Below are 18,049 nucleotides of genomic sequence, written 5' to 3'. Positions count from 1 at the left end.
CACCGCCTACGACGACGGCCGGTCACCTTCCCGGAGAAGGTGACCGGCCGTCGTCGTACGTCAGGAGAAGGTGGGGCCGAAGCTCGCGCGGTGGGCGAGCCGGCTGTCCTTGAGGTACGGGACCACCAGGACGGGGCCGTGCGCGTGGGAGATCACGCCCTGGGAGGTGGAGCCCAGCAGGGCGCCCGTGAAGCCGCCGTGCCCGCGCGTGCCGACCACCGTGAGCCGGGCGGTCCTGGACTCGTTGACCATGACGTCCACCGGCACACCGTCCACGATGTCCGCGCTGATCTGCAGGGACGGGAACTCGGAGCGCAGCCACTGCACGCCGGCCTCGAGCTTCTCCCGCATCTCCGCCACCATGGACTGCTCGTCCACGGTGGCCGGCAGCCAGGCGACGGCCCCGGAGATCGGCGGCATGGCGATCACCACGCGCAGCGGCGCCTGCCGGACCTCGGCCTCGAGGGCGGCCGCCAGCGCGGCGACCCGGCCCTGCTCGGAGCCGTCCACGCCCACGATCACCGGCACCCCTGCCGCGGCACGGGTGCTGTGCTCGCCCTTGGGGATGATGGCCACGGGGCACTTCGCGTGGGCCGGCAGGGCGGAGGCCACGGAGCCCAGAAGGCGGCCGAAGAAGCCGCCGCGGCCGCGGGTGCCGGCCACGAGCAGGTTGGCCTCGGCGGAATAGTCCACCAGGACGCCGGCGGCATCCCCCATCTCCACGCGGTGCACGAGCGGCACCTGCAGGGAGCCGAGCTGGTTGACCACGCCCTGGAGGACCTGCATGGCGCCGTCCCGGATCAGGGTGTCATCGGGCACGCCGTAGCCGGCCTCGAGGGCTGAGGCGGCGAAGACGGGCATGGTGTAGGCCGTGACGAGGGTGAGCGGCAGTCCGCGCAGCTCGGCCTCGCGGGCCGCCCACTTGGCCGCGGAGACCGATTGCTCCGAGCCGTCCACGCCCACGACGATCCCGTGCGTGGTGGCGCGGTCCACGTGGGTGGGCGTGTTGTCCTGTTCCTGCGAACCGGTCATGACGGCCTCCTGTCAGTCCCCCCGTTGTCCTCGTTGACACGGGATGATGGTGATTCCAGTCTAGTCAATGGAAGCGGTTCGCCGAAGGGCCGGGCCCCGGCCGCGAACGCCTCGAGGGGCTCCACGAGTCGCGTGGGCAGTGGATCGGAGAGCAGGTGCCGCACCAGGGCGTCGCGGCGCGTGGACCCGTCCGCCGTGAGCCGGCCGTTGCTCGCGGCGAACACGATGTTGCCGCGGCGCCGACCCTTGAGCATCTGCGGATCGGCCAGGGCCGCCACGGTGGAGAAGGCCTCCCGCAGGGTCGCCGCCTCCCGGCGGGCCGCCGTCAGGTCCGGGCCGCCGCCGTGGTTCACCAGGTAGATCCCGTCCCCCACCACGCGGGCGGCGGCGCGGGCCGCCTCCACCCCGAGCAGGTGCCCCGGGGTGGCCTGGTCCTCGGGGCGGGTGCCGGCGAACACGTCCCGGATCACCACGTCCCGGCTCCCGGGGTGGGCGCCGGCGAGCACCTCGCCGGCCTCCCCCACCCGGATCCGCAGCTGCGGGGCCCGCGGCAGGGCGAAGCGCTCCCGCGCCAGGGCGGCCAGGCCGGCATCCAGCTCGACGGCGGTCTGCCGCACCCCCGGATACCAGGCCGCCGCCCAGCGGGCCAGGGTGCACCCGGCCCCGCCGAGATGCAGGATCCGCAGGGGTTCGGCGGGATCCCAGCGATGCATCATCACGGCGGCCATCCACCGCATGTACTCGAAGCCCAGCTCCAGCGGGGTGTCAGGATTCAGCTGCGAGGACTCGGCCCCGTTGAGGGTCAGCAGCCACGCGCCCTCGCTGAAGGGATCCCGCGTGATCTCGGCGGTTCCGGCATCGATCGGGAAGACGCCCGGCTCGATCGCAGATCCGGCCGGCACGGCGGAGCCGCGCCCGCCGCGCCCGCCTCGGCCGCCGCGGTCACGCGCCACGGCGCACCAGCAGCTGTTCGTCCAGACCGGCCCAGGGCCCGTCCATCGGCGCCGGGTCGCCGACCGCGGCGAAGCCGTGCCGCGCGTAGAAGGCCCGGGCGCGCCCGTTGCCGGTGAGCACCCACAGCAGGCAGTCTCCGGAGCCGATGGCCCGCTCCAGCAGCGCGTCGGCCACGCCGGTGCCCTGAGCCTCGGCGAGGACGTAGAGCGAGTACAGCTGCACCTCCGGCCACCCGCCCCGCTCAACGCCCGGCCCCGGCGGGTGCTGCACGGGACCGGCCGCCGCCATCCCCACGCACCGGCCCCTCGCGTCCTCGGCGAGCCACAGGCGCTGCCCGGCCGCCAGCAGCCGGCGCCAGTGCTCGACCTGGCGGTCCAGGGTTGCCTCGGCGGCGGCGAAGAACCCCTCGTCCCGCAGGTGGCCGTAGGCTTCGCGCCACGCGGCCGCCTTCATGGTCAGCACGTCCTCGAGGTCCGCCTCGGCGGCGTCGCGGACGAAGTACCGGGCGGCGTCGGGCCCCGTGTTCTCAGCCCGGTTCACCGGTTCTTGAGGGCCTGCTCGAGACGCTCGATCTTGCCGTCCAGCTCGCCCGTGCGGCCCGGGCGGATGTCCGCCTTGAGCACCAGGGAGATGCGGGAACCGTACGGGGCCACCGCCTCCACGGCGGCCTTGACCACCCCCATCACCTCGTCCCACTCCCCCTCGATCTCGGTGAACATCGAAGAGGTGCGGTTGGGCAGCCCGGACTCCCGGACCACCTGCACGGCGGCGGCCACGGCGTCATGCACGGAGCCGTCCTCGGCGTGCTGCACGCCCGCTCCTTCGGGGGAGGGCGTGCCGGAGGGGGAGACGGAGAAGGCGACGATCATGTCCCCAGTCTGCCCCACCCGGCGGGCCCGGGTTAAGCCCCGCCGCCCCACAGGGGGGCGAGCTGCTTGATCAGCTCGTTGACTCCCAGGACCACGAAGACCAGGGCGGTGATGCCCAGCAGGCCGTTGTGGTACCAGCGGTTGCGGAACTGCTTCGGGACGAAGCGCTTCTGGTTGTTCAGCACCAACAGGGTGATGGCGAAGAACGGCATGAACAGGGCGCCGAGCGTGCCATAGAGCAGGATGAGGAAGATCGGGCGGTCCAGGAACAGCAGGGACATCGGCAGGATGGTCAGCCAGAGCAGGTAGAACCGCGCGGGCTTGGAGGAGAGCGAGGGGGCGTCGTCCTGGTCGATGCTGTCCGCCGGCTTGCGGAAATTCGTCCAGAAGTCGGCGAACATCAGGGAGACACCGTGCCACACGCCCAGCAGCGAGGAGAAGGATGCGGCAAAGAACCCGATGAGGAAGATGAAGGCGAAGATCTCGCCGTACTTCTCGGCCAGGACGTTGCCCACGTCCAGCAGTCCGCGGTCGCCGGCGGAGATCGCGATGCCCGCCGAGTTCAGCAGCTCCACGCCCATGATCATGGTGGCGATGACGAAGATGCCGGTGAGGATGTAGGAGGTCGCGTTGTCGTAGCGCATGACGGCCATCCACTTGGGCGTGTTCCAGCCCTTCTCCCGCAGCCAGTAGCCGTAGGCCGCCAGGGTGATGGTGCCGCCCACGCCGCCGGCCAGGCCGAGGACGTAGAACATGGCGCCGTCCTCGGAGGGGATGCGGGGGATCAGGCCGTTGAGGATCTCGCCCAAGTTCGGGGCGGTCAGGAAGGCCGAGATCAGCACGGTGATGAACATGATGCCGATCAGCACCGTCATCAGCTTCTCGATGAGGTTGTACTTGTTGAGCCACACCAGGCCCAGGCCGATCAGGCCGGAGGCGATGGCGAAGATCTTCGCGTCGACCCCCGGGAACATGGCGGCCAGCGGCAGCGCCACCGAGCTCATGGCCGTGGCCCCGTAGACGAAGCCCCAGATCATGATGTAGATGCCGAAGTACCAGCTGGTCCACACCCCCAGGGTGCGCCAGCCCTGGAAGATCGTCTTGCCGGTGGACAGGTAGTAGCGCCCGCCACCCTCCACGAGCACGATCTTGAAGATCACGCCCAGCACCACGGCCCACATCAGCCCGTAGCCGTAGCGCGAGCCGGCGGTCAGCGTGGCCACCAGGTCCGCGGCCCCCACACCGGTGGCGGCCGCGACGATGCCCGGGCCGAGGGAGTTCCACTTGACCTTGACGGGTGTCTCGTTGATCTCGGCGTCGGTGAACCCGACGACGTTCGGATTGTGGACGGGATGCCCTGCGTCCACGTGGTCTCCTCTTGACATGTGTGCCCCTCATGACTATGCCGTGCGTTTTGCCTCACAGACTAGTGTGTCTGGGTGTGAGCCAAGGAATCTTCGTCGCCACGACCACCAACGGTGCCGGTAAGTCCCTCGTCAGCCTCGGACTCGCCGACTCCCTCTACAAGCGCTCCGGCAGTATCGGCTACTTCCGTCCCGTCGTCCCCGGAGACTCCGTGGACACCGACCCCATGGTCCAGCTGATGCGGGAGAACTACGGGCTCGACGCCGGCCGGGCCGCCGGAGGCGTGACGGCGGCGGACGCGCGGCGGCTGGCGGCCGAGGGCCGCACGGACGAGATCCACGAGCGCTGCGTGGCCCTGTTCGACGAGATGGCGGGGCGGTGCGGCATCATCGTGGTCGAGGGCAGTGACCTGGCCGGGGCGGACCCCGGGGTGGAGCTGGAGCTGAACGCGGAGCTGGCCCGGCACCTGGGCACCCCCGTGATCGGGGTGGTCTCCGGCGCCGGACTGGACGGTGCCACCGCGGCCGACGCCGTGGACCTGGCCCGGCGCACGCTGGACGAGTCCGGGGTGGACCTGCTGGCCATGATGGTCAATCGGGCCGACCCCGCCCGGCTGGAGGAGATCGAGACCGCCATCCGGCCCGGCCGCCACGCCTGGCCCGTGTACGTGCTGCCGGAACTGCCCGAGCTCTCCCTGCCCTCGGTGGCGGAGATCGCCACCGCCCTGGGGCTGACCCAGGTGGCCGGGAACCTGAACCTGGACCGGGACGTCTCCGAGGTCAAGGCCGTGTCCATGGAGGGCGGCAACTTCCTGCAGATCCTGCGGGAGGGCTCCCTCGTGCTGGTCTCCGGGGACCGTTCGGACGCCGTGCTGGCCACGGTGGCCTCCTCCCTGGCCCCGGAGTTCCCCGTGGCCTCCGGCATGATCCTCACCAACGGGATCGAACCCAATGAGCAGATCCGCCGCATGTACGCCGAGTCCCCGTTCCCCATCTTCACCACGTTCACGGACACGTTCAGCACCGCCCGGGCGGTCGCCACCGTGCGCAGCGAGCTCTCCAGCTCCCAGCCGCGCAAGACGGCGGCAGCCCTGGGCTCCTGGCACCGGCGCGTGGACGGCAACGAGCTGCTGCAGCGCATTGACCTGCCACGGGCCGAGCGGACCACGCCCCTGCGGTTCCTGCACTCGCTGATCGAACGGGCCCGGGCGGACCGCAAGACGATCGTGCTGCCGGAGGGCGAGGACCCCCGGGTCCTGCGAGCCGCCGAGATCCTGCGCCGCCGGGACGTCTGCGACCTGGTGGTCCTCGGTCGCGAGCCGGCGATCCGGGAGATCGCCGCCCGGGAGGGCCTCGACCTCACCGGCCTGACCGGGTTGCGGCTCGTGGACCCGGCCGACTCCCCGGAGCGCGAGCGCTACGCCCGGGAGTACGCGCGGCTACGCGCCCACAAGGGGATCGATCTGGACCGGGCCCGGGACATCATGACGGAGGGCGCCTACTTCGGCACCATGATGGTCCAGCTCGGGGACGTGGACGGCATGGTCTCCGGGGCCGCCCACACCACGGCCAACACGATCCGGCCGGCCCTGGAGTTCGTGAAGACCCGCCCCGGGGTCTCGATCGTCTCCTCCGTGTTCTTCATGCTGCTGCCGGATCGGGCCCTGGTCTACGGAGACTGCGCCGTGAACCCGGACCCGGACGCGGAGCAGCTCGCGGACATCGCCGTGGCCTCGGCGACGACGGCCCGCCAGTTCGGCGTGGACCCGCGGGTGGCGATGCTGTCCTACTCCACCGGGGGCTCGGGCTCCGGGGACGCCGTGGACAAGGTCCGCACGGCCACCGAGCTCGTGCGGGAGGGCCATCCCGGACTCAAGGTGGACGGCCCGCTGCAGTATGACGCTGCCGTCAACGCCTCCGTGGCCGCTTCGAAGATGCCGGAGTCAGAGGTGGCCGGCCAGGCCACCGTGTTCATCTTCCCGGACCTGAACACCGGCAACAACACGTACAAGGCGGTCCAGCAGTCCTCGGGGGCGGTCGCCGTCGGACCCGTGCTGCAGGGGCTCAACCAGCCCGTGAACGACCTCTCCCGGGGATGCACCGTGGATGACATCGTCAACACCGTGGCTATCACCGCCATCCAGGCCCAGTCGGACCAGGCCGGCCGGCCCGCCGGCGGGAGAGGCTGAAGCGATGCTCATCCTCGTCATCAACTCCGGATCCTCCTCGCTGAAGTACCAACTGCGGGAGGTCGGCTCGGACGGTACCGAGCCCGCGGAACCCGTGATCGCCCGGGGACTGGTGGAGCGCATCGGCGTGCCCGGTTCCGGGGTGGACCACCACACCGAGGCCCTCGAACAGGTCGAGGCGGAGCTGGAGGCGGTGCTGGCGGGGCGCACCATCGACGCTGCCGGCCACCGCGTGGTCCACGGCGGCGAGCGCTTCACGGCGCCCGCGCTGGTCACGATGGAGGTCATCCGCGCCATCGAGCGGCTGGCCCCGCTGGCGCCGCTGCACAACCCGGCGGCCGCCCAGGGACTGCGGGCCATCGCCGAGAAATGGCCGCAGATGCCGCAGGTGGTGGTCTTCGACACCTCCTTCCACCAGTCCATGCCGGAGGAGGCCTGGCGCTACGCCCTGCCGGACGCCCTGTACACCGAGCACGGGATCCGCCGCTACGGCTTCCACGGCACCAGTCATGACCTCGTCACGGGGATGGCCGCCGAGACCCTGGGGATCCCGCGGGACCAGTTCGACGCGGTCATCCTGCACCTGGGCAACGGGGCCTCAGCCACGGCCATCGCGGGCGGTCAGTCCGTGGACACCACCATGGGCTACACCCCGCTGGCCGGACTGGTGATGGGCACCCGCTCCGGGGACGTGGACCCCTCGATCATCACCCACCTCATCCGCAACGGCGCCTACGACGCCGAACAGATGGACCGGCTGCTGAACAAGGAGTCCGGCCTGCTGGGGATGACCGGCCACGCGGACATGCGCCAGGTGGTGGACAACGCCCATGCCGGGGACCGCCGCGCGCGGACGGCCCTGAAGGTGGCCGCCTACCGGCTGGCGAAGTACGTGGGCGGGTACCACGTGGCCGTGGGCGGCGCCCGGGCCGTGGTCTTCACCGCGGGCATCGGCGAGAACTCCGCCCCGTTCCGTGCGGCCGTGCTGGACCGCCTGGGCCCGCTCGGCATCGCCTACGACGCCGAGGCGAACCTGGAGCGCTCGGACGCCTCCCGGGTGATCTCCACGGCGGACTCGGCCATCCCCGTCCTGGTGGTGCCCACCGACGAGGAGCGGGCGATCGCCCAGCTGACCCTCACGGTGTCCCAGCAGCACGGTGCCCTCTGACCCCTTCCTTCAGGCGCAGAGTGACCTCACCCCCACCGGAGTGACGGGGTGGGGTCACTCTGTGCCCGGGGTCAGCCGGCCGGCACCACGGCCACATCCCCCTCGCGGCGGGAGTCCACCGCCCCGGTGACGGTGCCGTCCTCGTAGTCGATCTGCAGGGCCTGGACCGAGCCGAACACCGCGTCCGCGCGCTCGGTCACGCGGGGCTGCCAGCCGCGCTGCCGGGCCAGGCCGGCCACCTCCGCCGAGGGCTGGTCCTCGAGGGCCAGCACGCCGTCCTGCAGGTAGTGGCGCGGCGCGTCCACGGCTTCCTGCAGGGGCGCGCCCTGCAGCGCCCACGGCACGAGCACCCCGGCCAGGATCGAGGGGATCGCCTGGCCGCCCGGGGAGCCCAAGCCCATCACCACCCGCCCCTCGGCGTCCAGCACCAGGCTGGGCGCGGACCAGCTGACGGACTTGCGCCCGGGCTCCGGCTGGTTGGCGGGGGTGTCCAGCGCCTCGAAGCGGGAGAGCTGGTTGTTCAGGAAGAACCCGCCGACCTCCTGGGCGTGCTCCCCGCCCCAGAAGCTGGTGATCGTATTGGTCATGGACACGGTCAGCCCGGAGGCGTCCACCACGGTCAGGTGGGTGGTGTTGCCGGCCTCGATCGGCTCCCGGGGACCGGCCGCGACGGGTACTGGGGCGCCAGCCTCCCGGGCCAGATCGGCATTGACCTCCGGGTCGGTCAGCCGGTCCACGGGCACGTCCACGAACGCCGGGTCGCCGAGGGACTGGCGCACGCCGGCCTCGGCCACCTGCCAGGCGGCGGTCATGGCATCCACGTACTCGGCGGAGCCCGGCTCCGCCTCGGCCGCCCCGAGCGCCTCGGCCACCTGGAGGAATTGCACGACGCCGGCCCCCGGCAGCGGCGGGGCGGCGGAGACGAGCGTGTGGTCGCCCACGGTGCCACCCACGGGTTCGGTGGTCACCGTCTCGTAGTCCGCCAGGGTGGCGGCGTCCAGCCCGTCCACCGCGGTGAGCTGACCGGCCAGGCTGCCGGTGTAGAGGGCCTCCGGTCCCTGGCTCGCCAGGGTGTCCAGGGTGTCCGCCAGTTCGGACTGGACCAGTTCCTCCCCCTCGGCGAGTGGTCCGCCCCCGGGGCCGTGGAACTGCTCCAGGCCCTCGATGGCACCGGGTCCGTAGTCGAACCGCATCCGCTGGGCGAGCATCGGCGAGATGGGGAAGCCCTCCTCCGCGAGCGCGGTGGCCGGGGCCAGCAGCTCGGACCACTCCAGGCTGCCGTGCTCGGCATGCAGGGTGGCCATCCCGTCCACGAACCCGGGGACGCCGGTCCCGGACTCCGGGATCTCCCCCGTGCCGGGCACGGCCTCCCGGTAGTCGTAGGCCACCGGGTCCTCGGACCCGGTGGCCACCAGGGTGGAGCCGCCCCCGCCGATGCCGGAGGCGAAGGGCTCCACCACGGCCACGGCGAACGCGGTGGCGATCGCCGCATCGGCCGCGTTGCCGCCCTGCTCGAGGATCTCGGTACCGACCTGCACTGCGGCCGGGTGGCCGGCCGCCACCGCCTGCTCCTGGAGGACGTCCGCGGACGGGGACGGGGCCGGCGTCGTGCTCTCGGTTCCATCGGCGCCACCGGTCCTGCTCTGTCCCGGCGGGGAACCGGTGCTGCCGGAGGGCGGGTCCGGGGCCGGCGCGCTGCAGCCGGCCGCGGCCAGCAGGACGGCGGAGAGGGCGGCCAGCGGGGCCAGTCGGCGGGTGGACGGCGTGTGGGGCCGCGGCATCGGGGTTCCTCGGGTGCTCGAGTACGGGCGGGCCCGAGCGAGCATAGCGGTCCCCGCTGTGCGGGCCCTCCGTGCCGGCTGGGCGCCCCGCCCAGCGCTCGCTCCTACACTGCCACTGCCCAGGAACCACGCCCAGGAATCCATGACCCGAGCCGTCCCACCGGACAGAATGTCCCCCATGACCGACTCCGCCGACTCCCTCGCGCCCGCAGGGGGTGCCCCCGCGGCCCCGCCCGGGCGGGGCACCCCACCGAGCCGCGGGCGGCTGACCGGGCTCGACGCGGCCCGTGCCGTCGCCATCCTCGGCATGATCGCGGTCAACGTCGGGCCCCGAGGCGATCCCGGACTCGCCGGGTCCCTGTACGACCTGCCCGTGGGCCGGGCCTCCATCCTGTTCGTGGTGCTGGCCGGCGTGGGGATGTCCCTGCTGACCCGGTCCGCCCGCGAGCCCGGCGGGCGGCTGCCCTGGCGCACCATGCTCTGGCGCTCGGCGCTCCTGGTGGTCGGTGGCCTCGCCCTCCAGGAGCTGGGCCACGAGGTCAGCGTCATCCTGGCCGTCTACGGGGTGCTGTTCCTGCTCGCCCTGCCCCTGCTGAAGGCCCCCACCACCCTGGTGGCCACCCTCGCCGGGGTCATGGCCGTGGCGGGACCCGTGGCCTGGATCGGCATCCAGCTGGCCACGGGGACCCCGTTCCAGTTCGCCGATCCGGGCCTGGCGGACGATCCCCCGCACGTGCTGCACCGGATCTTCGTCTCCGGGCCCTACCCCGTCCTGGTGTGGTGTGCGCCGTTCCTGCTGGGGCTGGTCCTGGGCCGGGCCCCGCTGCGCGAGCGGCGGCTGCAGCGGCGGCTGGTCCTTTGGGGACTGGTCGCCACCGTGGGCGCCTACGTGCTCTCGCAGGTGGTGATCCTGGTGGCGGGGCAACCGGGTGATGCCATCGGCTGGGACCGGCTGCGCTCCGCCGTCGGGCATTCCCAGATGCCGCTGTGGCTGGTCTCCAGTGTGGGCGGCGCGCTGGCGGTGATCGGCGGGTTCCTGTGGGCCGGCCGCCTCGTGGAGCGCCGGCTCGGGATGCTGGTCTCCGCCGGCCGCCTGTCCCTGACGATCTACGTGGCACACCTGCTCATCCTGGCCGGGCTCGTCCGGCCGGAGTCGCACACCCTGGCCGGCGGCTACCTCATCACGGTCCTGCTGTCCGCCGTGCTGCTGGTGCTCGCCCACCTGTGGGTGCGGTGGCGGCCGGTCGGCCCACTGGAGCAGCTCCTGCGGCTGCCGGGCCGGCGTTGAGGCGCGTGCGCGCCGTCAGGACCCCGCGGCCACCAGCACTCGTTCGCGCCGGAGGACCCGCTCGAGCACGCGGGCGGGCAGGTTCGTGGTGATCTGCTGGACGCCGGCCCTCAGCAGCAGGTCCACCTCCTCGTCCCGGTCCGCCGTCCACACCCGCAGCGTGCGCCCCGACGCCAGCCAGGCCTTCACGTCCGCGAGGTTCTGGCGCACGTAGTCGACCCCGGGGCCGGCGATCCCGGCCCGGCCCTCCCAGATCAGCCGCTCGGCGTCCGCCACGGCCTGGCGCAGGGTGGCCCGCACGGCGGCGCGGCTGAGCGGGCCCAGGGCGAAGCGGCTGGGCACCGGCTCCGCCGGCACCACGGTCAGCAACTGGCACAGGTGCTCGGCGTCCACCGTGGGGGCCAGGTACTGCAGCGATCCGGCGTAGAAGCTCATGAAGGAGATCTCCACGGCCCCCAGCCGGGAGGTCTCCGGATCCCAGCCGGCGTCGAACAGCCAGGACAGCGTGCGTTCCTCGAGCTCGTGACCGAAGGGGCTCGGGTGCTTGAGCTCCAGGGCCAGTTTCACGGGGCGGCCGGCGGCGGCCAGCAGCTCGACCAGCTCCGGGAGCGTCAGCAGCTGGGCGGAGGCCGAGCCGTAGTGGCCGGGGATCCGCGCGCCCTTCCAGCTGTGGAAGTCCAGCCGGCGCAGCTGGGCCAGGGTGTGGTCCGCCACGGCCCCGGAGCCGTTGGAGGTGCGCTCCAGGGTGCCGTCGTGCAGGCACACCACCTGCCGATCCCGGCTCAGGTGGACGTCCACCTCCACGCCGTCCGCCCCCTCGGCGAGGGCGTGCAGGAAGGCGGCCCGGGTGTTCTCCGCGAAGGCCGCGGAGGAGCCACGGTGGGCGATCACCAGCGGCCGCCGCGGCGGAGCGCCGAGGGATGCGGTGAGGGATGTGGTGAGGGATGTGGTGGGGTGGTGGGGACCGGTGCCGGAAGCGTGGAGGTCGGACACACCGTGAAGGTTACGCGCCCATCCGGTCCGGAACGCGGACCCCGGGGCGACGGGCTGGTTAACTTGTGCTGACACTTTGACTCCTCGACGGAGGACCCATGCAGAATCCCCCGCCCGACGCCGACCCCGCCCGTCCCGGCGCACCCGCCGGCCCCGCCACCACGGAGGCCGGGCGCGCGGCGGGCCTGCGCCGGATGAAGACCGTGGCCACCGGCCTGCTGGTGCTGCTGGCGGTGATCTTCGTGGTCTCCTTCGCCCTGCAGGACGAGTACCCGTGGCTGGGCTACGTGCGGGCCGCTGCCGAGGGCGGCATGGTGGGCGCGCTGGCCGACTGGTTCGCCGTCACCGCGCTCTTCCGCCACCCGATGGGCCTGAAGATTCCCCACACCGCGATCATCCCGCGCAAGAAGGACATGATCGGCGAGTCCCTCGGGTCGTTCGTGCAGGAGAACTTCCTGGACGGAGACGTGGCCCGGGAGAAGCTGGCTGGGCTGAAGCCCGCCGGCCGGATGGGGGCGTGGCTGCGCCAGCGGCCCCACGCGGAACGCGTGGCCGTCGAGGTCACGGCCTCCGCCGAGGGCCTCCTGGACGCCCTGGACGACGTCCTGGTGCGGGACCTGCTGGCCAACCTCGTCCAGCGGCACATGGTGGAGCCCGAGTGGTCCCCCACCCTCTCCGAGCTGCTGGGCAAGGTGACCGCCGAGCGGCACCAGGACAAGGTGGTGGACCTGCTGGTGACCCGAACCGGGGACTGGGTCGCGCGGCACCCGGAGTTCTTCGTCCACAGCGTCCGGGCTCGATCCCCGCAGTGGGTGCCGGATGTCGTCGACCAGTTGCTGGCCGAGCGCCTCCACGCCGAGGCCCTGAAGTACCTGGCGGCCGTGCGGGATGATCCGCAGCACGAGTTGCGCCGGTCCGTGGACGCCTGGCTCGCGGACCTCGTGGCCGACCTGCGCCGGGATCCGGAGACCCAGGCCAAGGTGGAGCAGGCCAAGAAGGACCTGTTCAACGACCCGCGCATGCGCGAGTGGGCCGGGCGGGCCTGGGCCACCACCAAGTCCGCCCTGCTGGCCCAGTTGCGGGACACCGGCTCGGACCTGCACCGCGCCCTCGTGGCCGCCCTCCAGGACCTGGGGGTGCGACTCCAGGAGGATCCGGGCCTGGCTAACCGGGTGGACGGTTGGGCCTCAGACGGAGCCCAGCACGTGGCCCGGCGCTACGGCCCGGAGCTGGTGGGGATCTTCGGCGAGACCATCCAGCGGTGGGACGGCCGGCAGGCCTCCCGCACCATCGAGCTATACATGGGCCGTGACCTGCAGTTCATCCGGATCAACGGCTCGGTCGTCGGAGCCCTGGCCGGACTGGCCATCTACACGGTGGCCACGCTGGTGCTCGGCTGAGCGGTTGGGCTGAGCAGTCCGGCAGGGCTGTCCGGCGGGTCAGCGCGTCTCCGAGGACCCTCGGTTCCGGCGGTGCTCGGCCCGGGCGGCCTCCACGTCCGCCGCGAACCCCTCTGGGTCCTCGTCCCGCAGCTCGGCGAGCGTGCCGTCCGCGCGCAGCGACTCGATGTCCGCGCGGACGCCCTCCTCGAGCAGCTCCCGCAGGCTCGGGTCGGCGCCGTCGTCGTCCGCTCCGGCCTGGCCGGTGGCCTGCTTCGGGGACCTCCTCCCGGCGGGCAGGGCCTTCAGGTCCGCCGCCAGTTGCCCCGGCAGGGCCGCCGGGAGGGGGCCGAAGATGTTCTGGGCGGCCTTGATCACGCCCTTGCCCATGGCCCGGTTGCCCACACCGCCGATCACGGCACCGATCCCGAAGGGCACCAGCCGGCCCAGCATCCCCGCGCCCTGCTTGATGATGAACTTCTTCATGAACATCCGCTTGACCTGCTGGAACAGCGCGTCGGACATCCCCGAGGCGCCGGTGATCGCCGCCACCGCGCCACCCAGGGGACCGGCGCCGGTGCCGTTGGCCTGACCGGAGAAGTCGCGCAGGAGCTTGCGGCCGTCGTCGCCGAGCATCACGGCCATGACCAGCGTCTGGGCCCGCTGCGGGTCCTCGGTGGACACGCCCATCAGCTCCGCCACCGACTGCGCGTACAGGGCGGTGGTCTCGAGGAAGGCGACCGTGGCGGCGGCCGAGAGCCCCAGCGCGGCGGCCGTGCCGATGCCGGGGACCACGGCCGTCCCCCCGGCGGCGGCGCCCTCGCCCATGACGGCGACCAGGTACTGGCGGCCCAGCCGCTCGGCCAGTTGGGCCGGGGTGTCCTCCGGGTGCCTGCGCCGCAGCCGGTTCAGGTTGCGCAGCACCAGCGGCCGCTGGACCTCCACGGCCTTGAGCACGATCTTCTGGAAGGCCGGGGTGGGGTTCCCGTGCTGGTCGACGGCGCGGTTGACGGCGAAGTCGGTCGCCTTCTGGCCGGCGACGGACGCGATGATCGATTTCCTTGCCATGGCTGATGGCCTCCTGGGTCTGGTCTCGGCCGGGCGGTGCGGCATGCCCCTCCATCAAACACCACCGCATGCCCTCCCGCAGGACCTCCGCGGCCCATCCCGCTCTGGGCGGAACCCCGCCCACCCGGCGCGCCGCCGGCATTGAGCCCGGGCCGCTCTGCCCGTAGGGTGGCGCGCAGCACGAACATGCCGGTCAGCCGGCACCTGACAGTCCCTGCCAGAAGGAGATCCCATGCGTTTCGGCTCTGCCATCGTCCTCATGGCCCTCGGGGCCATCCTGAGCTTCGCGGTCCAGGATTCCATCGCCGGGTTCGACCTGACGGTGGCGGGGTACATCCTCATGGCCGCCGGCGCCCTGCTGTTCATCGTGTCCCTGATCCAGATGGGGGTCGCGAACTCGGCGAACCGCCGCGTCAGCGAGTCGAGGACCGTGCAGGACCCGCACTCCGGCGAGTCCGTCCGCCGCCAGGAGACGCGCGACTACTGACCGGCCGCCCGCAGGGTGTGCTTGAGGAAGATCCGCACATCGCGGGCCTCCTCCGGGCCGGTGCCATGCCCCATGCCCTCGTAGGTGCGCGCCGTGAGCCGGGTGTGGGTGTCCAGCCAGTCGGCGGTGTAGGCGATGGCGTTGGGGTTGATGACCAGGTCCTCCACATCTCTGCCCCAGAAGAACGGCCTCGGCCCGGGACCCTCCGGCGGGCTGTCCAGGGTCTCCAGCAACTGGTTGGACAGCACGAAGCCGCTGAGCCCCACCACACAGTGGAACGCCTCCGGCCGGAGCCGGTAGGCGGTGGAGGCCATCGCCATCCCCTGGGAGTGCCCCAGCAGGGCGACCCGCGCGAAGCCGTGGCGGGTGACCTCCTCCGCGTCCAGGAGGTCGAAGATACGGTGGGCCGCCGCCACCACCTCGGCGAAGTCGTTCGTCAGGAAGTAGTCCAGCAGGAACCAGCCCCAGGCGCCGGGCTCGGGGCCACCGGGTCCCGCGCCGCGGTCGTCGGTGCCGGCCGCCACCGGTGCCCGGCCGGCGTCGATCTCGAATCCCCCGCGGACGGCCAGTCCCGTGGTCCCCTCGGGGAGCATGCCGAAGTAGGCCTGGGCCGCTCGGACCTCGTTGGCCCCGTAGCCGTGGATCACGAGGACCAGGTTGGTCCCGGCGCGTTCGGCGGCGGGCCGGGACCACACCACGTGGTGGCCGGTGGAGAGGGTCTCGCGCTCGCCCACCGTCAGTCGGTCCCGCTCCCGGCCAGGTCCAGGTCGGTCCAGACCAGCCGGTGTTCGCTCGGGGTGGTCTCGTTCGGCTCCCCGAGCTCGCCACCCGGTGCGTTCACGCGCGTCAGCTGCGAGCCCAGCTGCCCGGGGACCGGCCAGAACACGCCGGAGGCCGACGCCGTGATCGAGGACGAGGGCAGCAGGTAGTCCGAGCGCGCCAGGGCCCACGCTCCGTCCTCGCGGCCCAGCACCTCGGTGGCGGCCGGCTCTGACTCGTCCAGGTTCTCGGCGCCCTGGGAGACCGGCGCGGGATCCTGGATGAGGTCGGCCTCCAGCATCCCGGCCACGGCGGAGGGGTGGTCCGAGTCATCGAGTGCCGTCCCGGTCAGGGGCCCGAAGTCACCGGCCAGTACGAAGGGATCGCCGGTGGACAGCCCGCCCGGACGCCCCTCGTCGTCCACGATGTACTCGTCCTGGCCGGTCCCTGCCGCGAGGTAGTCGGCCCAGAAGCGCATCTCGTCATGATGGCGCTCCGCCCCGGTCGGGCCGTCCTCCGCACGGCTCGGCTGGGCCGCCAGGAGGTGCACGGTCTGCCCGTCCACGTCGATGGGGATGTCCCAGTGCGAGGTGGAGGACAACCGGAGCACGGAGAGCTCGAGCTCCGAATAGGCCCCCTCGGGGATGGCGTTGTCCGGCATGGCCGTCCAGGGCAGTTCGTGGAACGTGCGGATCCCGTCGGTGTCCAGCGGGTATTTCGAGTACAGGACCATGCCGTGCTGACCGGCGAACTCCCCCGGGCCGAAGGCGTCTCCGGGTCCGCCGATGATCCCGTCGTCATCCAGGTCCGCCCCGGTGTCCACACCGCGGTTGACCGCGGAGACGTACATGTGGGGGTAGTCGATGCCGCGCTGGCCGCCCGTCCCAACGGCCAGGTAGTTGGTGCGGAAGGACTGGGCCACTTCCTCGCCGGCGTCCACGTCCATGTCCGTCAGGAGCACCACGTCCGGCGCGGCACGCTGCACGGTCTCCGCCACCTGGACGCCCTGGGCGTCACCGGGCTCGGACAGGTCCTCGGCCAGCCCGCCCGGGGCGGAGCGGCTCAAACCCGCTGAGAACGTGGCCACGCGCAGGTCCCCGTCGGCGGCCGCGGGCACCTGACCGGACTTGATCCACATCATCTGACGCAGCAGGTCGGGGTTCGAGGGGAGGGAATCGCCGAAGTCCATCGAGGACACGCGGTGCGGGGCGGCGGCCACCGAGGCGGTCGCGGAGGAGGAGTGGACCGCCGGAGCGGCCGGTAACGCCAGGGCCCCGGGTGCGCCGAGGAGAGCCGCTAGGGCGGCCGCTGGCGCGAGGGCACCGCCGATTAACATGACGCGGCGGAGCACCCGGGGGGAAGCACTCATGCCTACCAGCCTAGGCACGGAAGGAGCGTTCAGGGAAGCCCACGCCAGGCCGCCGCTCCACCGGATCCGCGCCCGCCCACCGACCGCATCCGGCTACGCGCCGGGGCCGGGATCCGCAGGACCAGTGCGTGTCGCGCCCGCCGCCCCGGCCCGGGCCGCCGCTCGGAGCGGCGGAGCGGACGCCGGGGCCGAGGCGAAGCAGTTATCAAATCTTGATCTTCCCCGGAGGGGCGAGACGCTTCTGCAACATTCAGACGAAGGTCGGCCTTCACCGGCCAGGGCAGGCTGGGGAGGTCGAGAGGGTGGCCGGAGACGACGGCGGCTCCCGCCCCTGGTCGGGACGGGAGCCGGTGCGCGGTGGGCCCTGCGGGGATCGAACCCGCGACCCGCGGATTAAAAGTCCGATGCTCTGCCAACTGAGCTAAAGGCCCGCGAACGGCCGATGGCCGCATCCCATGGTAACGGACCGGGCCTGGCGCGAACGGCGTACCGTGGGGTGCGCGCCGCGTGATCGACGAGCCGGCGCCCCTCCCGTCTCATACCCCAGGAAAGGTGATCCTCCCCGTGACCTCCTCCCGGAACCGCTCCGGCCGATCCCCGAGCTCGACGGCGGCCGGCACCGTCCGCCACCACCGGCCCCGGCCCTTCGCGCCCGAGCAGTTCGCCGCCTTCGAGGGCGGCACGGACCCCGCCGCGACGGCGGAGGGCGCGGCCCTGCTGGCCCGCGCCCTGCTCGACGGCGGCCACGCCGGTGCCGACGATGCGGCGGTCCGCCGGCTGGTCGGCCTGGTCGAGGAAGCCGGGATCGACACCGTGGCCGGCCTCTGGGCCGACGCCCCGTCGGTGTCACTCAGCGGCGCCCTGTGGCGCCTGTACGCCCTGAGTACGGCCACGGCCCAGAACGGCCGGCAGTGGGCCTCCTGGTACCGGGCCGGCCACGGGGCACACGTGGCCCGGGCCGTGGCCGGCGCCGTGGAGCCGCCGGGGGCGCGCGAGCTGAAGCAGCTGACGGACCACATCCTCACTGGAGCCTTCACCGGGGACTTCGGGGTGGCCCTGGAACGGGCGGCCGCCTACTGCCGCGTGGTCTGCCTGGGCCAGGCCCACCACTCCGAGGCCCTCGAAGCCGGCAGCCCGACCCAGGCGGCGGCCCTGCTCAATCGCGCCAAGCGGCTGCTGGGCACCGCCGAGGAGCTGGAGGCGGCGGCCGCCGCCTGGCGGCAGGGCACCCTCGACTGAGGCCCCCAGGCCCGTATTCCCGCGGACGCCCTCTTGTGCTGATGGCTGACAGCACGGATTCCGGTGGACAGCCGCGGCCCGGACCGCGCACACTGGATACCGGTGCCGGG

16 protein-coding genes and 1 tRNA gene are annotated in these 18,049 nt (G+C 72.6%); 6 read left to right on the top strand and 11 right to left on the bottom strand.

Translation table 11 applies throughout. The features are described from left to right. Positions 1-60 precede the first annotated feature (60 nt). Genes RE421_RS03565 through RE421_RS03545 form a run of 5 tightly spaced genes read right to left on the bottom strand, consistent with a single transcriptional unit; the run spans position 61 to position 4,240 of the window. The gene (locus tag RE421_RS03565; RefSeq protein WP_309814419.1) at positions 61-1,032 is read right to left on the bottom strand and encodes a universal stress protein; all 972 of its coding nucleotides are present in this window, start codon (positions 1,030-1,032) and stop codon (positions 61-63) included. Further along, positions 1,029-1,985, bottom strand: coding sequence for a fused MFS/spermidine synthase (locus RE421_RS03560; RefSeq protein WP_309814414.1), 957 nt, complete (start codon positions 1,983-1,985; stop codon positions 1,029-1,031). Before RE421_RS03560 ends, RE421_RS03565 begins: the two co-directional genes overlap by 4 nt. Then, on the bottom strand, positions 1,975-2,526 hold the full coding sequence (locus RE421_RS03555; RefSeq protein WP_309814411.1) for a GNAT family N-acetyltransferase: 552 nt from the start codon (positions 2,524-2,526) through the stop codon (positions 1,975-1,977). Before RE421_RS03555 ends, RE421_RS03560 begins: the two co-directional genes overlap by 11 nt. Then, positions 2,523-2,855 (bottom strand): thiamine-binding protein, encoded by a 333-nt coding sequence (locus RE421_RS03550; RefSeq protein WP_309814408.1) that lies wholly within the window; start codon positions 2,853-2,855, stop codon positions 2,523-2,525. Before RE421_RS03550 ends, RE421_RS03555 begins: the two co-directional genes overlap by 4 nt. A 32-nt stretch (positions 2,856-2,887) precedes the next feature. Then, entirely contained in the window at positions 2,888-4,240 is a 1,353-nt protein-coding gene (locus tag RE421_RS03545) for an Nramp family divalent metal transporter (RefSeq protein WP_309814405.1), read from the bottom strand. A gap of 56 nt (positions 4,241-4,296) precedes the next feature. Here RE421_RS03545 and pta point away from each other — a divergent pair, with 56 nt between their 5' ends. Beyond that, complete coding sequence (gene pta / locus RE421_RS03540) at positions 4,297-6,408, top strand: phosphate acetyltransferase (protein WP_309814402.1); 2,112 nt, start codon at positions 4,297-4,299, stop codon at positions 6,406-6,408. Positions 6,409-6,412: 4 nt separating this feature from the next. Further along, positions 6,413-7,576, top strand: a complete 1,164-nt coding sequence (locus RE421_RS03535; protein ID WP_309814399.1) for an acetate kinase — start codon at positions 6,413-6,415, stop codon at positions 7,574-7,576. Positions 7,577-7,647: 71 nt separating this feature from the next. Here the strand turns inward: RE421_RS03535 and RE421_RS03530 are convergent, their stop codons facing one another. After that, entirely contained in the window at positions 7,648-9,357 is a 1,710-nt protein-coding gene (locus RE421_RS03530; RefSeq protein ID WP_309814396.1) for a gamma-glutamyltransferase, read from the bottom strand. Between the two features lie 178 nt (positions 9,358-9,535). Here RE421_RS03530 and RE421_RS03525 point away from each other — a divergent pair, with 178 nt between their 5' ends. Beyond that, positions 9,536-10,645, top strand: a complete 1,110-nt coding sequence (locus tag RE421_RS03525) for a DUF418 domain-containing protein (protein WP_309814394.1) — start codon at positions 9,536-9,538, stop codon at positions 10,643-10,645. Positions 10,646-10,660: 15 nt separating this feature from the next. On the opposite strand, the gene RE421_RS03520 is transcribed toward RE421_RS03525, so the two are convergent. Continuing rightward, positions 10,661-11,638, bottom strand: coding sequence for a glycerophosphodiester phosphodiesterase family protein (locus RE421_RS03520; RefSeq protein WP_396134571.1), 978 nt, complete (start codon positions 11,636-11,638; stop codon positions 10,661-10,663). A gap of 98 nt (positions 11,639-11,736) precedes the next feature. Here RE421_RS03520 and RE421_RS03515 point away from each other — a divergent pair, with 98 nt between their 5' ends. Further along, positions 11,737-13,038 (top strand): DUF445 family protein, encoded by a 1,302-nt coding sequence (locus tag RE421_RS03515; protein ID WP_309814392.1) that lies wholly within the window; start codon positions 11,737-11,739, stop codon positions 13,036-13,038. 39 nt (positions 13,039-13,077) lie between these two features. Here the strand turns inward: RE421_RS03515 and RE421_RS03510 are convergent, their stop codons facing one another. Continuing rightward, entirely contained in the window at positions 13,078-14,085 is a 1,008-nt protein-coding gene (locus RE421_RS03510; protein ID WP_309814388.1) for a hypothetical protein, read from the bottom strand. Between the two features lie 232 nt (positions 14,086-14,317). On the opposite strand from RE421_RS03510, the gene RE421_RS03505 reads away from it, so the two are divergent. Further along, a complete protein-coding gene (locus tag RE421_RS03505) occupies positions 14,318-14,572 on the top strand; it encodes a DUF6458 family protein (protein ID WP_309814385.1) in 255 nt (84 codons plus the stop codon). On the opposite strand, the gene RE421_RS03500 is transcribed toward RE421_RS03505, so the two are convergent. The 3 genes from RE421_RS03500 to RE421_RS03490 form a co-directional block, all read right to left on the bottom strand. After that, positions 14,566-15,306 (bottom strand): esterase, encoded by a 741-nt coding sequence (locus RE421_RS03500; protein WP_309814382.1) that lies wholly within the window; start codon positions 15,304-15,306, stop codon positions 14,566-14,568. The genes RE421_RS03505 and RE421_RS03500 overlap by 7 nt on opposite strands. A gap of 2 nt (positions 15,307-15,308) precedes the next feature. Further along, on the bottom strand, positions 15,309-16,667 hold the full coding sequence (locus tag RE421_RS03495) for an endonuclease/exonuclease/phosphatase family protein (protein ID WP_309814378.1): 1,359 nt from the start codon (positions 16,665-16,667) through the stop codon (positions 15,309-15,311). 391 nt (positions 16,668-17,058) lie between these two features. After that, positions 17,059-17,131 (bottom strand) — tRNA-Lys (locus RE421_RS03490). Between the two features lie 133 nt (positions 17,132-17,264). On the opposite strand from RE421_RS03490, the gene RE421_RS03485 reads away from it, so the two are divergent. Then, entirely contained in the window at positions 17,265-17,939 is a 675-nt protein-coding gene (locus RE421_RS03485) for a hypothetical protein (protein ID WP_309814374.1), read from the top strand. Positions 17,940-18,049: the final 110 nt, after the last annotated feature.

The organism is Citricoccus sp. I39-566 (assembly GCF_031432995.1).
In the GTDB taxonomy this organism is placed as follows: domain Bacteria; phylum Actinomycetota; class Actinomycetes; order Actinomycetales; family Micrococcaceae; genus Citricoccus; species Citricoccus nitrophenolicus_A.
This window is presented reverse-complemented; position numbering and strand designations above follow the sequence as displayed.

Excerpts from the sequence above, each read along its gene's own strand:
- RE421_RS03530 (WP_309814396.1), bottom strand. The coding sequence starts at position 9,357 with ATGCCGCGGCCCCACACGCCGTCCACCCGCCGACTGGCCCCGCTGGCC.
- RE421_RS03515 (WP_309814392.1), top strand. The coding sequence starts at position 11,737 with ATGCAGAATCCCCCGCCCGACGCCGACCCCGCCCGTCCCGGCGCACCC.
- RE421_RS03550 (WP_309814408.1), bottom strand. The coding sequence starts at position 2,855 with ATGATCGTCGCCTTCTCCGTCTCCCCCTCCGGCACGCCCTCCCCCGAA.
- RE421_RS03535 (WP_309814399.1), top strand. The coding sequence starts at position 6,413 with ATGCTCATCCTCGTCATCAACTCCGGATCCTCCTCGCTGAAGTACCAA.
- RE421_RS03495 (WP_309814378.1), bottom strand. The coding sequence starts at position 16,667 with ATGTTAATCGGCGGTGCCCTCGCGCCAGCGGCCGCCCTAGCGGCTCTC.
- RE421_RS03545 (WP_309814405.1), bottom strand. The coding sequence starts at position 4,240 with ATGTCAAGAGGAGACCACGTGGACGCAGGGCATCCCGTCCACAATCCG.
- RE421_RS03525 (WP_309814394.1), top strand. The coding sequence starts at position 9,536 with ATGACCGACTCCGCCGACTCCCTCGCGCCCGCAGGGGGTGCCCCCGCG.
- RE421_RS03505 (WP_309814385.1), top strand. The coding sequence starts at position 14,318 with ATGCGTTTCGGCTCTGCCATCGTCCTCATGGCCCTCGGGGCCATCCTG.
- RE421_RS03565 (WP_309814419.1), bottom strand. The coding sequence starts at position 1,032 with ATGACCGGTTCGCAGGAACAGGACAACACGCCCACCCACGTGGACCGC.
- RE421_RS03510 (WP_309814388.1), bottom strand. The coding sequence starts at position 14,085 with ATGGCAAGGAAATCGATCATCGCGTCCGTCGCCGGCCAGAAGGCGACC.